The following is a 17811-nucleotide window of genomic DNA, read 5'->3' as shown; positions in this document are numbered from 1 at the left end:
CACTCTGACCCCGCGCGGGTGGCGTTTTGAGTCTGCAGCGGATGGCGCTCTGAGTTGAGTAGACGGCTCAGCGGTTGTTGGCCAGCAAGCGCAACAACCCCAGCAGGCTGCCGCTCCAGGGCACATCCTCGTGCAGCAGTGCCGCCAGCTCCACAAATGCGCCCAACAGGGCGTTTACCTCCAGCGGTTTACCGGCTTCGACATCCTGTAGCATCGAGGTTTTGAACGCGCCCAGCTTCAGTGCCTCCTGATTGCGGGCAGCCGGGTCCTGATCCAGCTGGCAGCCGATACGCGCCCCCAGTTGCTGGGCTTCGGTCATAACTCTCACTGCCAGCTGGCAGGTCAGCGGGTCGTGGATGATCTGGTCGGTGGTGGCACGGGTCAGTGCGGAAATCGGGTTATGGGTCATGTTGCCCCACAACTTGAACCAGATGTCCTTGTGGATAAAGTCAGACACCTGCACCTCAAAACCACTCTGGCCGAGTAGCTCGCTGACCTTCTGCAGAGTCGGATCAACGCCACCGCAGGCATTTCCCAGTACCATACGATTGCCCATCACATGGTGGCAGATGCCGGGGGCCGGATTGGTACAGGCCATATGCAGCACCGCGCCCAGAATACGTTCCGGAGGCAGCAAATCTGCCAGTTGTCCCTGTGGATCAAGGCAGCTCAGGCGCTGTTGTTGCAGAGCTGGAATTCCGGCCGTAAACCACCAGGGAATACCATTCATGGCGGTCAGCACACGGGTCTCCGGGCCAATCAGCGCGCGCAGTTGTGGCACCAGTGCCGCCAGCGCCGGTTCTTTCACCGCCACAATCACCAGATCCTGCGGACCGAGCAATCCAGCATCGTCACTGGCGATCACCGGCAGAAACTGGCGTTGGCTGTCGGCGCTACTCCAGCCCAGCCCTTGCTGGTGGAGTTGGGTCAGGGTCTGGCCACGCGCTAGCAGGCTGACCGGCTGGCCACTGTGCAACAGGCGGGCGGCGATATGGCCACCAATGGCACCGGCACCCACGATGGCGATGTTCATATCCGATCTCCCGAAAAAGGCCCGGAAGGGCCTGATGTTATGGGTTGGTAGCGGTTAACAGCTCGGTTTTCTGAGCTTTGAAGTAAGCCAGTGCGGCCTTGGCATCCACGCCAGTATCGGCGATCTGTTTTACCCACTGATCTTCCATATCCGCCAGCAGCGAGCGGATTTCAACGGTCATCGGGTCAGTTTCGGTCAGTTCCGTGATCTGGACACCGCTGGCGCGAGCGGCTTCATAACCGGTCTGGTCGGCATTGGCCCAGGCACGGCCTGCCAGAGCGGACAGTTTCTCGCCTGATACCCGGCGAATGGCTTCGCGGTCGCGCGGTTCCAGATTCTCCATAAATTCCGGATTGGCAAAGAATGAGAACGAACTGGCGTAAAAGCCGCCGGGAATCGTGACGATGTGGCTGGTGACCTCATTCAGGCGCAGGTATTTCTGTTCCAGCAGCGGCAGGAACACACCATCCACGACACCTTGTTGCATCATTTCATAGACCTTCGGAGCTGGAGCCTGCACCGCCGTGCATTCCAGACGCTCGGCAATGGTGCCCATCACGCCGCCACCAATCCGCATTTTCATACCACGCAGATCGGCTAACGACTGGATTGGCTTGCGGCTGTAAATCTGGCCGGGGCCGTGCACAAACAGGCCGAGCAGTTCCAGGCCATCAAATTCACCCTGGTCGGCGAAGTATTTCTGGTGGGTGCGCCAGAGGGCAACAGAAGCGGCTTCGGCATTGTTACTGAGGCCTGGCAGTTCGGCCATGATGTCGAGCCGGAAGCGGCCTGGCAGGTAACCGTTAACACTGAAAGCAGCATCGATCACACCGTCTTCCACCATGCTGAACAGGGACTTGGGATGGCCCAGACCATACTCCAGTTTAACTTTGACTCGCCCCTCGGTCGCTTCCTCGACCCATTGGGACCAGGTTGCCCAGACCTCCGAATTCTGCGGGTTGGTTGGTGGCAGCCAGGTGCCAACGCGGAGAATGGTTTCAGCCTGGGATGGCAATGACAGCAGCCAGGTGAGAGCGAACAAACAAAAGGTTTTCATAACACACCGTCGTATTTGTTATTGGAATGGTGATCGTTGGCAATCAATATTTGAATGATGGATCCTGGCGTTCAACTACCCGGATCATGGCAGCCAGGGCGTCTTCGCCAGCACCGTAACGTGGGTCGAAGTTGAGCGAGTCGGCCACACAGCCTTGCAGGATCGGCTCTGGAATACGGATCACCTTGCCCATACTCATGGATGCCAGCTGTACTTCACAGGCGCGGTTGACCAGCCACATCAGCGAAAACGCCTGTGCCAGTGTGGCGCCAATCACCACCGGGCCGTGGTTTTTCAGCATCAGTACCGGCTTGTCACCGGCGCTGGCCAGAATCCGCGCACCTTCGTCAGAGCGCAGGGTGATACCTTCAAAATCGTGCCAGGCAACCTTGCCGTAGAGCTGGGCTGAATAGAAGTTGCTATAGGAAATGCCTTCTTCCAGACAACATACCGCCAGCGTTGGGGTGGTGTGGACGTGCATCACGCAGTGGCCATCAGCGACCTTGGCGTGGATTTCGCCGTGGAAGGTAAAACCGGCCGGGTTAATGGGCCAGTCGGACTCGCCAATGATATTGCCGTCGATATCGACCTTGACCAGATTGGAGGCAGTCACTTCGCTGTAGTGCAGGCCAAACGGGTTGATCAGAAAGTGATTGGTGCCCGGCACCCGCAGGGAAATATGGTTGTAGATGGACTCGTCCCACCCCAGGTAGGCGAACACCCGATAGGTGCCAGCCAGCTTGATACGGGCTTGCCATTCTTCCTCGGAAAAACGTGCCGGTTTGTTGAAATTCTGCTGGCTGCGGGCCAGCGGGTTGTTATCGAATGAGGCCATCACATCACTCCGGTTGTTGTTATTAAAAGAGGGTTACCCGACAGGGCAGACAGGCAGCTTTGCCATTTATGACTGTCTGGTTAATTTAGATGTTAAGTATTGGCAAGCGCTTCTGGTAGGCTGATCTTTATCGATGGGGTATAGGAAAAACTGATACCCAACCGCCGTTTCCGGAGCCGTCATGAACACTCGTCAACTCACCTATCTGCTGGTCTGCGCCCGCACCGGTAGCATCGCCGCCGCCGCCCGTGAACTGGATGTCGCACAGCCCAGCATCAGCCAGCAACTGGCGGCGCTGGAGCACGAACTCAAAACCCGTCTGCTGGAACGTGACCACAAAGGCGTGCGCCTCACCGACGCCGGTGAGCGTTTTGTGCAGGCCGCCCGTGGAGCCCTGGAACAACTCGACAGCGCCCGTCTGGCCCTGCAAGACAACAATGACATCCGTGGCCGGGTTGCTATCGGCATGACCCAGCCCACCGGCAATGCCCTGGCTGTCGCGTTGTACGCCGAAATCAGCCGCTCTTATCCGGGCATCGAGCTGGATCTCTACACCGGGCTGTCGAGCACCCTCTATGAACAGTTACGCAAGGGCGAAGTGGATGTGCTGGTGTGCTCGCCGGACGCCTCTGACCACATGGGCATGAGCAGCGAACTGCTGCTTAACGAACAGCTCTTGCTGGCAGTGGGCACGGTGGCGGGCGGCCAGTTTGAACAGCTGCTGGCGCACTCCAGCATCTCATGGCAGCAACTGGCCGAGTTACCGGTGATGTTCACCGGCTATAAGGATTCACTGGGGTATCGCATCGGCCAGTACGAACAACTCACCGGCATTCGTCTGCAACGGGCACAGCCGTTCGGCCAGCTGATGACCACCCTGCGCTATGTCAGCGAAGGCTACGGCCTGCTGATCTGCCCTTCGACGGCGATTTATCCACAACTGCGCAGTGGTGAGATTCAGGCGCTGCGGATTACCGAACCGGATCTGCAACGAGCGGTGAATCTGGTGCAAATGCACGACCGCCCGCGCAGTTTGGCCTGCAGGGCAGTCGCCGCGGTGGTGAAGGAACTCAGCCAGCAGCTGGTAGCGGAAGGTGTGTGGTTGGTGTGAGGCGATGGTCTGGGCCTGGCGTCTGGCGCAAAGCTGCTTGCCCTCGTGGGGGACCTTGTCCCCCGGCCGGGCGGGCCTCCCCCTGCTTAGCCCGACTGGGCTCGTGTCTCCGGTATTCCCCGACAACGGCGTTTCGACCCCGGCCCGATGGCACATCCCTGTGCCAACGGGCCTTGCGGGGCATCCATGCCCCGGCTGGGTCGGCCGTTGCGGTGAATCCCGGCTCGCCCAGATGGGCATTCAGTAGCCAGCAGCGCTGGGCTAAATCGGTGTGCTGGTGGATGCTGTTCGTCCGACGTCCGACGTCCGACGTCCGACGTCCGACGTCCGACGTCCGACGCTTTGCGATTACTCGGCTTGTTAATTGGCTAGGCTGCTTGCCCTCGTGGGGGACCTTGTCCCCCGGCCGGGCGGGCCTCCCCCTGCTTAGCCCGACTGGGCTCGTGTCTCCGGTATTCCCCGACAACGGCGTTTCGACCCCGGCCCGATGGCACATCCCTGTGCCAACGGGCCTTGCGGGGCATCCATGCCCCGGCTGGGTCGGCCGTTGCGGTGAATTCCGGCTCGCCCAGATGGGCATTCAGTAGCCAGCAGCGCTGGGCTAAATCGGTGTGCTGGTGGATGCTGTTCGTCCGACGCTTTGCGATTACTCGGCTTGTTAATTGGCTAGGCCGCTTGCCCTCGTGGGGGACCTTGTCCCCCGGCCGGGCGGGCCTCCCCCTGCTTAGCCCGACTGGGCTCGTTTACCCGGTATTCCCCGACAACGGCGTTTCGACCCCGGCCCGATGGCACATCCCTGTGCCCTGTCTATCTTTGAAAATAGGGCCTTGCGGGGCATCCATGCCCCGGCCGGGTCGGCCGTTGCGGTTAATCCCGGCTCGCCCAATGGGCAATTAACGTGGCCAGCTGCGCTGGGTTTTAGCGGTGTGTTGATGAATGCTGCTCACCCGACGCCCGACGCCCGACGCCCGACGCCCGACGCCCGACGCCCGACGCCCGACGCCCGACGCCCGACGCCCGACGCCCGACGCCCGACGCCCGACGCCCGACGCCCGACGCCCGACGCCCGACGCCCGACGCCCGACGCCCGACGCCCGACGCCCGACGCCCGACGCCCGACGCCCGACGCCCGACGCCCGACGCCCGACGCCCGACGCCCGACGCCCGACGCCCGACGCCCGACGCCCGACGCCCGACGCCCGACGCCCGACGCCCGACGCCCGACGCCCGACGCCCGACGCCCGACGCCCGACGCCCGACGCCCGACGCCCGACGCCCGACGCCCGACGCCCGACGCCCGACGCCCGACGCCCGACGCCCGACGCCCGACGCCCGACGCCCGACGCCCGACGCCCGACGCCCGACGCCCGACGCCCGACGCCCGACGCCCGACGCCCGACGCCCGACGCCCGACGCCCGACACCCGACACCCGACACCCGACACCCGACACCCGACACCCGACACCCGACACCCGACATGGCCTTTTGATCAAAACTCATACTGGGCGCTGAGTGACAGTTTCAGTGGTTCGCCTGGGTAGATTTTGGTGTCGGCGCTGCCGCCGGTGTAGTACTGCTCGTTGGTGAGGTTGCTGACGTTCAGGGCGTAACGGGCGGAGTTGCGTTCGTAGTAGAAACCGGCGTTGATGACGGTGTAACCCGGTAGGCGTACGCGTTTGCTGGTTTCTTCGTCGGTGTAACGTACCGATTCATATTTCATCCCTAGGCTGGAGCCGACAGTGCCACCCATGACCTGGGTTGGGTAGTTGTAGCGGCTCCACATAAAGGCGCTGTGTACCGGGGCAAAGGCCGGGGTGTTGCCTTCGGCGTCGTCATTGAGGCTATTGGAGACTTCCGCTTCGGTCCAGGTGTAACCGGCCTGCATTTGCAGGTTGTTGGTGATCTGGTACTGCGGGTTCAGCTCCAGTCCGCGTGAGCGGATTTCTCCCACCAGTTCGTTGTAGTCGCCATTGTTTTCCACCACGTTGTATTTGTGGATATCAAACCAGGCGAGGTTCATGTTCAGGCGGCCGTCGTCGGAGCCGAATTTTACCCCCGATTCATACTGCTCGCCCTGTTCCGGGTCCATCTGCTGGTTGTTTTCATCGTAGGTCGCGACCGCTTGCGGGCTGAACGACTGCGCGTAACTGCTGTACAGCGACCATTGCGGCGTCAGGCGATACACCACGCCGGCGTTGTAGTTGGTGCTGCGGGTGTCGGTGTGGTCATCGGCGCTGGTGTCGGCATCGCGGTAGTACAGGTGGTAGTCACCTTCCTGATAGTCGTGGCGCACTCCGGCCAGCAGGCTGAGCTGGTCGGTGAGTTCGATACGGTCGGTCAGGTAGATACCGGCGTTGTAGATATCCCACTGGCGGAAGCTGCCGGGGTCTTCGGTCAGGACATTGCCGGTTTTGACCGGGTTGTAGAGGCTGACGTTGGCGCCGCGGCTGTCGATGGCGAGCTGGTCGTACTGGCGATATTCATAACCGCCGTTAAGCCCCATCACCAGGTGGTGTTTTATCTGTTCGCCCATATCGAGGTTCAGACGGGCGTCTACGAAGTGGTATTCACGGGCGTTGTACTGGTGGCGGTCACGACGGCGAAGGCTGCTGTCGCTGGCCACCACGGCGTTGTTTTCGTAGAGATCACGTTCGTCTTCGTGCCAGACGCTGCGCCAGCGCACTTCGCTGCTGAGTTGCTGGTTGAACTGGTGGGTGAGGGTGGCCGACAGGGCGTGGCCTTCGTCGTTGTCGAAATCACCGTTTTCCTGATACCAGGTTTCGATGCTGGCGGCGGTGTTGATGTCGTGGTTCAGCACCGCCAGGCCATCATCGGCACCTCGCTCTTCTTTGGTGTATTCCAGTTGCAGGTCGAGGCGGGTGTCATTATCGAGCTGGAAGGCAATTGACGGGTACAGATAACGGCTGTTGTTATCGACCAGACCGCGATAGCTGTTTTCGTGTTCACCACCGGCAATCAGGCGGTACATCACCTTGCCATCGGCGGTCAGAGCGCCGGTGGAATCCACCGAACCTTCGTAGCCACCCTTGTTTTGGTTAACAAAGTTCTGATAGGTCAGGTCAACGCTGTTATGGGCTTCGGCCTGCGGCTTTTTGGTAACGATATTGACCATGCCACCCGGTTCCATCCAGCCATACAGCACCGAGGCCGGGCCTTTCAGGACTTCCACCTGTTCGATATTGGCGGTCACTGGTGAACCGAAGCGCGATACCAGCCCCGGCAGGCCATCCACTTGCAGGTTTTGCAGATCGGCGGCCATGCCCCGAATGGTGAAACTGTTGGCGGCGGTGCCGGAACGCGAGAAACCGCTGACGTAACCAAAGCCTTCTTCGAGGGTGTTGGCCTTGAAGTCATCCAGCAGGGTGCTGTTCAGCACACTCTGGCTGTATGGGGTTTCGAGGTCATCGGCATCCATTTTCAGGGCGGTGGTGCGTGCTTCCTCGAACCAGGATTCCTGTTCGCCTACCACACTCACCGACTCGGTAATTTCGATGGGGGTATCATCGTTGAGTGTCTCTGCCCAGGCAGTGGAAATGGACAACGAGGCGATAATAAGTGCGAGCAGGTTCGGTTTCATGGCGACAGCAAACAGCCTTTGAAAGTTGCAGAAGGCTGGTATTTTATTTTATGTAATAATCATTTTCATTTGAGAATATGTATTGTTATGTCAGCAATGCTTCTATCGTCGGCAGGCAAAAGCAGAGACAAAGGCAGGGGCAGGTCGGGGCAGTATCGAGCTGTTGCAGACACCGCGTTATATCTCAGGCTCGGCTGAGAGATAACGCGGCAACAAGGGCAGGAGTAACAGGGGTAATCAGTAAACCGAACCGGGCTTTTCTTGCGGTGTTAACTCTGTTTTGTAACGACCAATCAGCTCGGCCGACGACTTCAGCAGCAGGCCGGTATCGGTGCCAACACCCACAAACAGAGCACCCAGTTCGATGTAGCGTTTAGCCAGTTGTTCGTTGCCAATCAGGATGCCGGGGGCTTTGCCAGCCGCCACAATCTTGCCGATGCAGGATTCAATCACCGCCTGCACCTGAGGATGACCGGGGTTATTCAGGTAACCCATCGAGGCGCTGAGATCGGCCGGGCCAATAAACACACCATCGACCCCTTCCACTTTCAGAATGGCATCCAGATGTTCAACGCCGGTGGCGGTTTCGATCTGGATCAGCACACAGATTTGTTCATTGGCGGTCTCCAGATAATCGGCATTACGGTTGAACTGTGAAGCGCGTGCCAGCGGGCTGCCAACCCCGCGAATGCCTTGTGGCGGATAACGGGTCGCCGCCACCACGGCGGCGGCTTGTTCGGCGGTTTCAACCATCGGCGCGAGGATGGTTTGCACACCGAGATCGAGAATCTGTTTGATGCGTACGGCATCGGGCCAGGCCGGACGCACAATCGGAGTGGTCGGGTACGGCGCGACCGCCTGCAGTTGTTCGAGAATGGTCCGCAGGTCGTTGGGTGAGTGCTCTCCATCAATCAGCAGCCAGTCAAATCCGGCGCCTGCCAGCAACTCAGCGGTGTAACTGTTGGCCAGACCCAGCCACAGGCCGATCTGGGCGCGTGGGCTTATGGTTTGGGCCGGATTGATGGCGCGTTTGAAGTGGTTGATCGGGGCGGGCATATACAACTCCTGTGAGCAGTGATCCAGCCTGATCATACGCCTGTGGCAAACAGGCCGATTGCGGCCGTAGCGGTACTTCATGTTTCCGTAAATGGAATCATGCCGCTGTTGTGCCGGTGCCGGTTGGCTTCGTATTTGGGATTTGATTTGGGATTGTGGGTAGATGTTGTTAATTTTATTGTTATATTATTACATATCAAACGATAGCCATTTCTATTGCCCGTCAGAGTTGAATCCATGTTTTCCAGTCTCAAACCCTCTGTTTCCTTGCCGTTGCTGCTGGTTGTGTCGGCACCGGTGTTGTCCGAATCCACTGAAACGGCCAATAAAACCGCCACTGAAACGCCCATCGAAGAGGTCGTGGTCACGTCATATCAGCAGCCTTATCGCGGCAATGTTGCCGAGCAGGATCGGCCGCAGGCGTTGCAGCAGCTGGAGCGGGTTGATCTGGATGAGCGTGGAGTGCATTCCTTTCAGGACGCGTTGGATTCATCCGCCAGTGTGGCGCGTCAGAACAACACCGGTGGTCTTTGGGACAGCTACGCGCTGCGTGGTTTTCCCGGTAACGAGAACATGCCATCCGGGTATCTGGTGAACGGTTTCAGTGGTGGCCGTGGTTTCAGCGGCAACCGTGACATGTCCAATGTGGAATCCATTGAGGTGTTAAAAGGGCCGGGGGCCGCGCTCTATGGCCGTTCGGAGCCGGGCGGCACCATCAACGTGGTGACCCGCAAGCCAGAATTTGAATCAGCCGGGTACATCAAGGGTGAAACCGGGCGTTTTGGTCATCGCCGGGTGGAGGCGGACATCACGGGTGCGTTATCCGACACCATGGCCGGGCGGGTGAACGGTGCCTGGGCCAATGACGACAGCTTTCGCGACCATGTTTACAGCCGCAAACGGGTGCTGACACCATCGCTGCTGAAGGAGCTGGGCGATAACACCAGTCTGCTCTACGAGATGGAGTACGTGCGTCAGGATCAGGTTTTCGATCGTGGTGTAGTGGTGCTGAACGGCGATTTTGATACGGTGCCGCGTTCGCGTTTTCTCGGTGAACCGGATGATGGCCCGATCCGTACCCGCGCGTTGGGTCATCAGCTGTCACTCGATCACATGCTCGACAATGGGTGGCAGTTAACCGCCGGGATCAGCCAGCGCAACTCCGGCTTCAAGGGGTATTCCTCCGAGGCCGAGCTGTCGGCCAGCCGCCAGTCGTTGTTACAGGATGGCAGCACCCTCACCCGTCAGCGTCGTTACCGCGATTATTCGGCTGCCGACAAGTCTGCACGGCTGGAGCTGAGTGGTGAGGAATGGACGGGGGCGGTGCGTCACAACCTGATGGTGGGCGCTGACGGTTACCGTTACCAGCTGGATACCGACATGGACCGTTATCGGGGAGCAGCGGGCAGTTACGCCATTGATATTCACAACCCGGTGTATGGCAGCAGCGCACCCGCACTGACACCTCTGTATCGCAATCATGAAGTCTGGAATGCCTGGGGAATATACCTGCAGGATCAGATGGAGCTGAACGCAGACTGGCAACTGTTGCTGGGCGCTCGTTACGACCGTTTCCGTCAGCAGCTGCATGAGCAGTTAGCCAATACCAGCAGCCATCAGGCCGATGGTCGCTGGAGCCCGCGTGTGGGGGTGGTGTATGTGCTCAGCGACAGTACCCGCCTGTACAGCAGTTATTCCGAAGGTTTTATGCCGGTCAGTGGTTCTGATTATCAGGGCGATGCTTTTGAGCCCGAGGCCAGTCACTCGCTGGAAGCCGGTGTGAAGTACGAATCGGAACGTCTGCAGGGCACGGTGGCAGTGTTTGATGCGGTGAAGTCCAACATTCTCACCGCCGACCCGGTGAATGCCGGCTTCTCGGCCTCGCTGGGCGAGGCGCGTAGCCAGGGGCTGGAGCTGGATGTGGCGGCGGATCTGACCGAGCGTCTGAACGCCAGTCTGGCGTGGAGCTGGTTGTATGCCCGCACCACTCGTGATGCCATCAGTGCTGATTGGGGCGTGCTGGTGCCGGAAGGCAGTGGCCTTGTGAATATCCCGCGTCATACCCTCAACCTGACCCTTAAACAGCAGCTGGACCTCTACGGTTATCAGAATCACGCCGGAGTGCGTCTGCGTCATGTTGGCGCACGTCCGGGGGATGCGGCTGATCCGGATTACCGTCTGCCAGCCTACAGTCTGGTCGATGTATTCGCTGGCACTGAGTTGGGCGATGGCCTCGACGCCGCTCTGTATGTGGATAACCTGCTGGACGAATCCTATATCCGTAACAGCTATTCGGCCTTGTGGAACCAGCCTGGTGAGCCACGCAATATTCGTGCGAGTCTGACCTATGAGTTCTGAGCTGGCCCAGAGTCCTGCACTGGCAGGCCGTATCAGCAGCATCGACAGCCTGCGCGGGCTGGTGATGTTGTTGATGCTGGTCGATCACGTGCGTGAGCGGTTTTTCCTGCATCAGCAGGTCAGTGACCCGATGAATCTGGACACAACGTCTCCGGCTCTGTTCTGGAGCCGGATTGCGGCGCACCTGTGTGCGCCCTCGTTTGTGTTTCTGGCCGGAGTATCGGCCTGGTTGTATGCCCATGGTGGCAGTGGACCGGTGCGCCCGTTAACCGGCTTTTTGCTGAAGCGTGGCCTGTTTCTGATCGTACTGGAGTTTACGCTGGTGACGTTCTCATGGATGGGTAGCTACCACACCATCTGGCTGCAGGTGATCTGGGCCATTGGTCTGAGCATGATCTGCCTGGCGTTGGTGAGTCATTGGCCACGGCCGTGGCTGCTGGTTCTGGGGTTAACGCTGGTGGCGGGACATAACCTGTTATCGCCGCTGCAATTCAGCAGCGACCATTGGGCCTATCCGGTTTGGACCATCCTGCATGATCGTAATTTCCTGATCAGCGATGGCCCGATCAGGCTCAAGATCAGTTATCCGCTACTCCCGTGGATTGGCGTAATTGTGCTGGGATATTGGGCAGGCCCCTGGTTTGCTCGTGGTTACGATGCGGTAAAACGGCTGCAGAGTTTGTGGCTGGCTGGTGCCAGCTGCCTGTTGCTGTTTGTGGTGCTGCGGGGAAGTGATTTATACGGGGAACCATCGGCGCTGGAATCCGGAATCTCTCCAACCCATACCCTGATGTCGATGGTGAACCTCACCAAATACCCGCCGTCATTACATTTTCTGCTGCTGACGCTGGGGATTTCATGCCTGTTGTTGTTCGCCTTCGAACGCTGGTCCGGGCGCTGGCAACATTGGCTGACCACACTGGGCGGTGCCCCCATGTTTTTCTACCTGCTGCACCTGTATGCGTTATTGCTGATGTACGAGGTCGCGGTGTCTGTGTGGGGAACCAACCATGGCGACTTGCTGGGCGTTGAGCACGTCAGTCAGGTATGGATGATCGCTGTCGGACTGGCGCTGTGTCTGTACCCGCTGACCGCCTGGTTTGCGCGGCTGAAACGTCGTCATTCACACGGCTGGTTGCGATACTGGTAAGTCGTGCGTTGGGTCATGAGCGGGAATCATTGATTATAAAATATACGCCATCTTGACCAGGGTGTTCGCGCATGGCTTGTGCTACTGCTAGGCTGAATGTTCGTCAGGGATTCCGGAACATCCGTTTGGCAGGTGTTGCTATGGCCGTGCATAACAAGACGCAGGATATTCACGAGATCATCAAGGGGCAGCGGTTTCCGCGCATTGATCTCGACCACGAACTGGCCAACAGCGAGGCGATTTTCAACTCTTTGCGCTTTAACCAGTATTCGCTGGAGGTAGCGTCACACGAGGTGTTCTGGATGCGGGCCGATTCCCGCATTGTGAACGTCAATCGGGCCGCCTGTGAACGTCTGGGTTACAGCCGTGAGGATATGATTGGGCGTCCAATCTGGGAGCTGGACCCGAATGTCTGTGAAGACGACTGGCCGGGTATCTGGGAAGCGCTGAAGCTCAGCAACAAGGTGCATTTCGAAACACTGCACATCGACCATCATGGCAAGCAGTTTCCGGTAGAAATCCATTCCCACTATTTTGTGCTGGATAACGAAGAGTATGTGGTGGCGTTTGTGGTGGATATTTCCGAACGCAAACGTGCCGAGCAGGAGCTGCAGGACTATCAGGAGCACCTCGAAGAACTGATCGACGAGCGTACCCATGAGTTACGCGAAGCCAAGGAAAATACCGAACGTATGATGGTCGAGCTGCGTCGCGCCAAAGAAGTCGCCGAGGCCGCCGATCGCGCCAAGAGTATGTTCCTCGCCAATATGAGTCATGAAATCCGCACGCCGATCAACGGTGTGCTGGGCATGATCAGCCTGCTGCGCGAAACCAGTCTCAGCGAAGAGCAGCTGGATATGGCCAACAGCATTCATCACAGTGCCGAATCACTGCTGACCATCATCAACGACATTCTCGATTTCTCGAAAATTGAATCCGGCATGCTGGAGCTTGAGCAGCGCGAGTTCGATCTGCCCAAACTGCTGGCCATATTTGGTGAATCCATTTCCCACCGGGTGGCGAACAAACCGGTAGAACTGATCTGCCCGGCGGAGCCGATGCAAAGCCAGTGGTTTGTGGGTGATCCGGGGCGTATCCAGCAGGTGTTGTTTAATCTGGTTGGTAATGCCATCAAGTTCACCGAAAAGGGTTCCATCCGCGTGCATTGCCGGGTAATCGCCGAGTTCAACAACCGCAGCTGCTTGCAGTTCGAGGTGGTGGATACTGGTATGGGAATGGCGCCGGATGTGTGTCGGCATCTGTTCCAGCGGTTTTATCAGGGCGACTCCAGCACCACCCGCCGATTTGGTGGCACCGGACTGGGCCTCAGCATCAGCAAGCAGATTGTGGCGCTGATGGACGGTGATATTGGCGTTAACAGCATTCCGGGAGCAGGCTCACGATTCTGGTTCCGGATCTGGCTCGACAGCAGTGAACGTCATCGTGACCGTGCGTATCGACAGTCCCCCCGTTTGGCCAAGCGCCGTCTGCTGGTGATCGAACCGAATCGCGACAGTCGCGAATATCTCGGCCGTATGCTCGACTGCTGGCAAATGCAATACCGCTTGCTGGAGACTTTGCCTGCCGAAGCGGCCGATCTCGAAAAACCGGAGGTTGTGCTGCTAGCGGTGAACAACATTGACGAAGCCGCGTTACAGTTGCATTGGCTGGGGCAGTTGCAGCCGCAGCCTGTGGTGATTGGTATTTCGTCCGTGGGCATGCGTCTGTCGGGGCAGATTACCGGTTTGCACGGTTTCCGGTCGGTGATCAGCAAGCCGCTGAACCAGTCGTTACTGTTTGATGTCTTGCACTCCCTGTTTGACGACGAACATACGGTGTTGGCTTCCCGGCCCGTTGAGCGTTCGACGCCCCCTCATTATCCCCAGCTGCAGGGCAAGGTGCTGCTGGTGGAAGACAATCTGGTAAATCAGAAGGTGGCGAGTGGTTTGTTGCAGTTGCTGGGACTGGAGGTTGAGGTTTGCAACCATGGTGACGAAGCCCTGCAATGGCTGGATCAGTATCGTTGTGATCTGGTGCTGATGGACTGCCATATGCCGGTGCGTGACGGTTACGACACCACGCGGTTGTTACGACAGGACCTGCGTTTCGGACGTTTGCCGATTATCGCTATGACCGCCAATGCCATGCAGGGCGATCGTGAGCAGTGCCTGCTGGCAGGTATGAACGACTATCTGGCAAAGCCGGTGCGGATGGAAGCTATTATTCCGGTACTGGAGCGTTGGCTTGCTGCTGCGCGTGACAGTCATGCGCCACGAGAGCCAAAAAGTGATGAGTCTGGTCGGTAACCCAGAGACCAGAGCCTCGAATTTACAGGTTGGTTACAAAAAAGCCAGTCATGTATGACATTGCGTTTGACAAGCCAGAATCTGGTGTATTAAGGTAGGTGCACACGCTGGAAGTCAAATCCTCTTGTTATTCATTTCGTAAGTATTCTTGTAGTCCTTCGTTCTGCAATATCCAGGTTCCGATCTGCATCCTGCTGTCCGCCCGCAGTGGCGAATTTTTTATTTTTTCTACAGGATATTTCAAATGTCTAACACCGTTACCGGCACCGTTAAGTGGTTCAACGAAGAGAAAGGTTTTGGCTTCATCTCCCAGCAGTCTGGTCCAGATGTATTCGCTCACTACAGCGCCATCCAGAGCGAAGGCTTCAAAACCCTGGCTGAAGGCCAGAAAGTCCAGTTCACTGTGACTCAAGGCAAAAAAGGCCCACAGGCTGAGAACATCGTTATCGTGTAATTTGCTTCGGCAAACCATGACAACATAAAAAAGCGGACTTCGGTCCGCTTTTTTTGTGTCTGAGGTTTGACGAAAAAAACCCGGCCGAAGCCGGGAATGGATGAGGCAGATATAACAACAGGATCAGACGCTGATGGGGAGACCAGCATCGTCAGCATTCGCGCCCCTCACGACTGGTGCGGCGAATCTTGGCAGGCTGACCAGCAAGCGCCGACCAGACAAATTCTTACTGGATGGCGTTGAGCACCTTGCGGAAGGCCGCCAGCTCGTCTGCGCTGAACTGGCCAAATACCTGCTGCTGACGCTCCTGAGCGATCTGCCACAGGGTTTCAGCCTGTTCAATGCCTGCTGTGGTCAGGCTCAGGCGTTCGTCCTTGCCTTCACCACTCACTACCAGCCATTCCTTGCGCTTCAGGGTTTCCAGAGCGGCGTGCAGGTCCTGGTCTGGCATACCAATCCGTTCTTCCAGCTCACGGGCCAGCAGCGAGCCAAAGTCGTTCAGGGTCATCAGCATGCGAGCTTCAATCACACGCAGGCCGGTCGCCAGTTGCAATGGCTGATAGCTGTTCTGGTAGCGTTTGACGCCCTGGAGCATCTGGTAATACAGGTTGTCGTGCAGACGCTGGGCGTTTTTCTCGATGCCTTCAGCGTTGGCTTCCGGGTTTTTCGGTTTGGCACCGGCGTGTGGAATCACCGCTGAATAGGCACCGGCGTGATACAGCAGCGGTGCGCGACCAATATCATCAAACGCCACCACTTTGCCGATCAGAATCCAGTGATCACCACCGTCGAGGCGCTGGTAATTCTCGCACTGGAAACGGGCGGCGCAGTCGCGCAGCAGTGGTGCATTGCCAAAGCCGCTTTCGTAATCAACACCCGCGAACTTGTCGTCGGACGGACGTGCAAAGTGGTTCGACAGGTTGATCTGGTCAGCCGCCAGAATGTTCACGGCAAAGTGGCTGGCCTGCTCGAAAATCTCGACGCTGCCGGAGGTTTTCATAATGCTCCACAGCACCAGCGCAGGGTCGAGGGACACCGAGTTGAAGCTGTTGGCGGTGACACCGGTTTTGACGCCATCAGGGGTGCAAGCGGTGATCACGGTCACGCCGGTGGCGAAGTTGCCCAGCGCGCGACGGAAAGCTTTGGGATCAAATGCGGTCATGGTCAGTTTCCTTTACAGGTAAGGCGTCAGAAACATCATGCTCAGCAGGCTGGCAGATTCCGGCAGTGCCTCTTGTTCGGTACGACGAAACAGCGAAAGCAGTCGATTCATGATGTTGTGCCTGTGATTCAGGTTGGCTGGACGCAGTCATGGAGGGCTGGCCGGTGAGAGTGAAGCACCGGCCAGCCCGGCCCGCAGACATCAATGTATGCCGGACGACGAGGTAACATTTGTACAGAACCGTCATCCGTCAGCTGCAATCCGCCGGGGTTGGAAGAAGTTTTAAGGCTGGTGTGATTACAGCAGGCTTGGGTCCGGCTCCATATCGAGCAGTTCGCGGCCAATGATCTGGGCGCAGACATCATAGTCGGTGTAGGCGTGCGCAGCGGTCATGTTGGATTCGCGCCACAGACGCTGGGCTTCACGGTCTTCGTACCAGTTGGAAGCGCCCATAACGGCCCACAGGCGGTTGACGGCTTCTACACACATCTTGATGGCATAAGCCTGGTTGGTGCGCCAGTGAGCCAGCTCGTAGCGGGTTGGGTACTGGTGACGCTCACCGAATTCCTTGTGTTCGTTCCAGGTTTTTTCCAGATAGGCGCGGGCTGCACAGACCTGCTGGTAAGACTCGGCGATGCGCAGAATCGGAGGGACCGAACCGCCGACCTTGGCGCCGGTGTAGGCGCGCACGCGGTTTTTGGTGAGATCCTTGTAGACCTCGATCATACGTTCGGCCACACCCAGGCTCATGGCGGCGAAACCACAGGCGAAATATGGGCGGTACGGGGTGTGGTAAATCTTGCTGTCCGGATACAGCTCACGACCAACATGACGGCCCTCCATCATGTCTTTGGCGGCCTGGATACGGTGTTCTGGCACAAACACACCCTCGATACGGGCAGTTTTGGTGCCGGAGCCCTGCATACCAACGGAGAACCAGTCGTCGATGACACTGAAGTCACGCTTCGGAATCACCGCGAAGCAGTAGACTTTTTCATCGTTGATCATGCGGTTCAGACCCACAATGATCCAGTCGGCGTGATCCACGCCAGAACTCCACTTCATGTCACCGGTGAAGATAATGCCGCCTTCGGCTTCTTCGTATTTACCGAATGGTGCAATGGACGATGACGCCACGGCATCCGGGTTTTCACCCCAGAATTCTTGCTGGGCTTGCTTGCTGAACATCGCCATCTGGTGGTTGTGGGTGCAGAGCAGGCTGTAGGCCCAGGCTGTGGAGCAGCAGGCACCGGCCAGCGCGGCGATGCAGTCGGTGAACTCTGGCAGGGAAATTTCCAGGCCACCGTACGCTTTCGGCAGGAAGGCGCGGTTGAGACCGATGCCATGCAGCATCTCGATATTTTCCTTCGGAACCTGACGCAGTTCTTCCGCCTTGTGGGCGTTGGCGCGAATAGCAGGCAGGATTTCTTGCAGCTTGGCGAGCATAGGATTCTTGGCGGTCATGGTATGGCCCATTCTTGTTGTTGTACGGAGGGCTGGCAGCGACAGTTCAATCAGGAACCGGTGAATTTCTGCACAGCGATGGAGCCATTATTGCGATGGGGTGGGCGAGGTAACATGACACTTCCTCGCTGAAAATGGGATTTTTCTGTTTGCTTGAGCCAGACAGGCAGCGGCCAGGGAATTGCGTCGTTATCCACACTGGGTGTGGATAACGATCATTTTTTGAA

Annotated in this window: 13 protein-coding genes; 6 read left to right on the top strand and 7 right to left on the bottom strand. The window is 58.2% G+C overall.

The features are described 5' to 3' along the window. Positions 1-67: 67 nt before the first annotated feature. Genes OUO13_RS19750 through OUO13_RS19740 form a run of 3 tightly spaced genes read right to left on the bottom strand, consistent with a single transcriptional unit; the run spans position 68 to position 2925 of the window. Positions 68-1033 carry a 2-dehydropantoate 2-reductase gene (locus OUO13_RS19750; protein ID WP_283175628.1) on the bottom strand — a complete coding sequence of 322 codons (966 nt, stop codon included), beginning with the start codon at positions 1031-1033 and terminating at the stop codon, positions 68-70. 37 nt (positions 1034-1070) lie between these two features. Next, entirely contained in the window at positions 1071-2090 is a 1020-nt protein-coding gene (locus OUO13_RS19745; protein WP_283175627.1) for a TRAP transporter substrate-binding protein, read from the bottom strand. A 43-nt stretch (positions 2091-2133) separates the two neighbouring features. After that, positions 2134-2925: a class II aldolase/adducin family protein gene (locus OUO13_RS19740; RefSeq protein WP_283175626.1), complete on the bottom strand. Its 792-nt coding sequence runs from the start codon at positions 2923-2925 to the stop codon at positions 2134-2136. 181 nt (positions 2926-3106) lie between these two features. Here OUO13_RS19740 and OUO13_RS19735 point away from each other — a divergent pair, with 181 nt between their 5' ends. Together OUO13_RS19735 and OUO13_RS20110 are read left to right on the top strand one after the other, a co-directional pair. Then, positions 3107-4036 carry a LysR family transcriptional regulator gene (locus tag OUO13_RS19735; RefSeq protein ID WP_283175625.1) on the top strand — a complete coding sequence of 310 codons (930 nt, stop codon included), beginning with the start codon at positions 3107-3109 and terminating at the stop codon, positions 4034-4036. Positions 4037-4972: 936 nt separating this feature from the next. Continuing rightward, positions 4973-5548, top strand: a complete 576-nt coding sequence (locus OUO13_RS20110) for a hypothetical protein (protein ID WP_428982372.1) — start codon at positions 4973-4975, stop codon at positions 5546-5548. Here OUO13_RS20110 and OUO13_RS19730 read toward each other — a convergent pair. Continuing rightward, positions 5526-7634 carry a TonB-dependent siderophore receptor gene (locus tag OUO13_RS19730; protein WP_283175624.1) on the bottom strand — a complete coding sequence of 703 codons (2109 nt, stop codon included), beginning with the start codon at positions 7632-7634 and terminating at the stop codon, positions 5526-5528. The two genes, OUO13_RS20110 and OUO13_RS19730, sit on opposite strands and share 23 nt — an antisense overlap. 237 nt (positions 7635-7871) lie before the next feature. Beyond that, complete coding sequence (gene hpaI, locus OUO13_RS19725; RefSeq protein WP_283175623.1) at positions 7872-8690, bottom strand: 4-hydroxy-2-oxoheptanedioate aldolase; 819 nt, start codon at positions 8688-8690, stop codon at positions 7872-7874. 237 nt (positions 8691-8927) lie between these two features. Between hpaI and OUO13_RS19720 the strand changes: the two genes are divergently transcribed. From OUO13_RS19720 to OUO13_RS19705, 4 genes are all read left to right on the top strand, one after another. Next, positions 8928-11048: a TonB-dependent siderophore receptor gene (locus tag OUO13_RS19720; RefSeq protein WP_283175622.1), complete on the top strand. Its 2121-nt coding sequence runs from the start codon at positions 8928-8930 to the stop codon at positions 11046-11048. Then, complete coding sequence (locus tag OUO13_RS19715) at positions 11038-12198, top strand: acetyltransferase domain-containing protein (RefSeq protein ID WP_283175621.1); 1161 nt, start codon at positions 11038-11040, stop codon at positions 12196-12198. Before OUO13_RS19720 ends, OUO13_RS19715 begins: the two co-directional genes overlap by 11 nt. 140 nt (positions 12199-12338) lie before the next feature. Beyond that, positions 12339-14504, top strand: a complete 2166-nt coding sequence (locus OUO13_RS19710; protein ID WP_283175620.1) for a PAS domain-containing hybrid sensor histidine kinase/response regulator — start codon at positions 12339-12341, stop codon at positions 14502-14504. Between the two features lie 244 nt (positions 14505-14748). Then, positions 14749-14958: a cold-shock protein gene (locus tag OUO13_RS19705; RefSeq protein ID WP_283175619.1), complete on the top strand. Its 210-nt coding sequence runs from the start codon at positions 14749-14751 to the stop codon at positions 14956-14958. A gap of 226 nt (positions 14959-15184) precedes the next feature. On the opposite strand, the gene OUO13_RS19700 is transcribed toward OUO13_RS19705, so the two are convergent. Further along, positions 15185-16120: a p-hydroxyphenylacetate 3-hydroxylase reductase component gene (locus OUO13_RS19700; protein WP_283175618.1), complete on the bottom strand. Its 936-nt coding sequence runs from the start codon at positions 16118-16120 to the stop codon at positions 15185-15187. Between the two features lie 297 nt (positions 16121-16417). Next, a complete protein-coding gene (locus tag OUO13_RS19695) occupies positions 16418-17584 on the bottom strand; it encodes a p-hydroxyphenylacetate 3-hydroxylase oxygenase component (RefSeq protein ID WP_283175617.1) in 1167 nt (388 codons plus the stop codon). Positions 17585-17811: the final 227 nt, after the last annotated feature.

Origin of the sequence: Parathalassolituus penaei, from assembly GCF_026626885.1 — a bacterium.
In the GTDB taxonomy this organism is placed as follows: Bacteria; Pseudomonadota; Gammaproteobacteria; order Pseudomonadales; family Oceanobacteraceae; genus Oceanobacter; species Oceanobacter penaei.
The sequence above is the reverse complement of the archived record's forward strand: the minus strand, read 5'-3'. Positions and strand labels throughout refer to the sequence as shown.

Excerpts from the sequence above, each read along its gene's own strand:
- OUO13_RS19710 (WP_283175620.1), top strand. The coding sequence starts at position 12,339 with ATGGCCGTGCATAACAAGACGCAGGATATTCACGAGATCATCAAGGGG.
- hpaI (WP_283175623.1), bottom strand. The coding sequence starts at position 8,690 with ATGCCCGCCCCGATCAACCACTTCAAACGCGCCATCAATCCGGCCCAA.
- OUO13_RS19715 (WP_283175621.1), top strand. The coding sequence starts at position 11,038 with ATGAGTTCTGAGCTGGCCCAGAGTCCTGCACTGGCAGGCCGTATCAGC.
- OUO13_RS19750 (WP_283175628.1), bottom strand. The coding sequence starts at position 1,033 with ATGAACATCGCCATCGTGGGTGCCGGTGCCATTGGTGGCCATATCGCC.
- OUO13_RS19735 (WP_283175625.1), top strand. The coding sequence starts at position 3,107 with ATGAACACTCGTCAACTCACCTATCTGCTGGTCTGCGCCCGCACCGGT.
- OUO13_RS19740 (WP_283175626.1), bottom strand. The coding sequence starts at position 2,925 with ATGGCCTCATTCGATAACAACCCGCTGGCCCGCAGCCAGCAGAATTTC.
- OUO13_RS19730 (WP_283175624.1), bottom strand. The coding sequence starts at position 7,634 with ATGAAACCGAACCTGCTCGCACTTATTATCGCCTCGTTGTCCATTTCC.
- OUO13_RS19705 (WP_283175619.1), top strand. The coding sequence starts at position 14,749 with ATGTCTAACACCGTTACCGGCACCGTTAAGTGGTTCAACGAAGAGAAA.
- OUO13_RS19700 (WP_283175618.1), bottom strand. The coding sequence starts at position 16,120 with ATGACCGCATTTGATCCCAAAGCTTTCCGTCGCGCGCTGGGCAACTTC.
- OUO13_RS19745 (WP_283175627.1), bottom strand. The coding sequence starts at position 2,090 with ATGAAAACCTTTTGTTTGTTCGCTCTCACCTGGCTGCTGTCATTGCCA.
- OUO13_RS19720 (WP_283175622.1), top strand. The coding sequence starts at position 8,928 with ATGTTTTCCAGTCTCAAACCCTCTGTTTCCTTGCCGTTGCTGCTGGTT.
- OUO13_RS19695 (WP_283175617.1), bottom strand. The coding sequence starts at position 17,584 with ATGACCGCCAAGAATCCTATGCTCGCCAAGCTGCAAGAAATCCTGCCT.
- OUO13_RS20110 (WP_428982372.1), top strand. The coding sequence starts at position 4,973 with ATGCTGCTCACCCGACGCCCGACGCCCGACGCCCGACGCCCGACGCCC.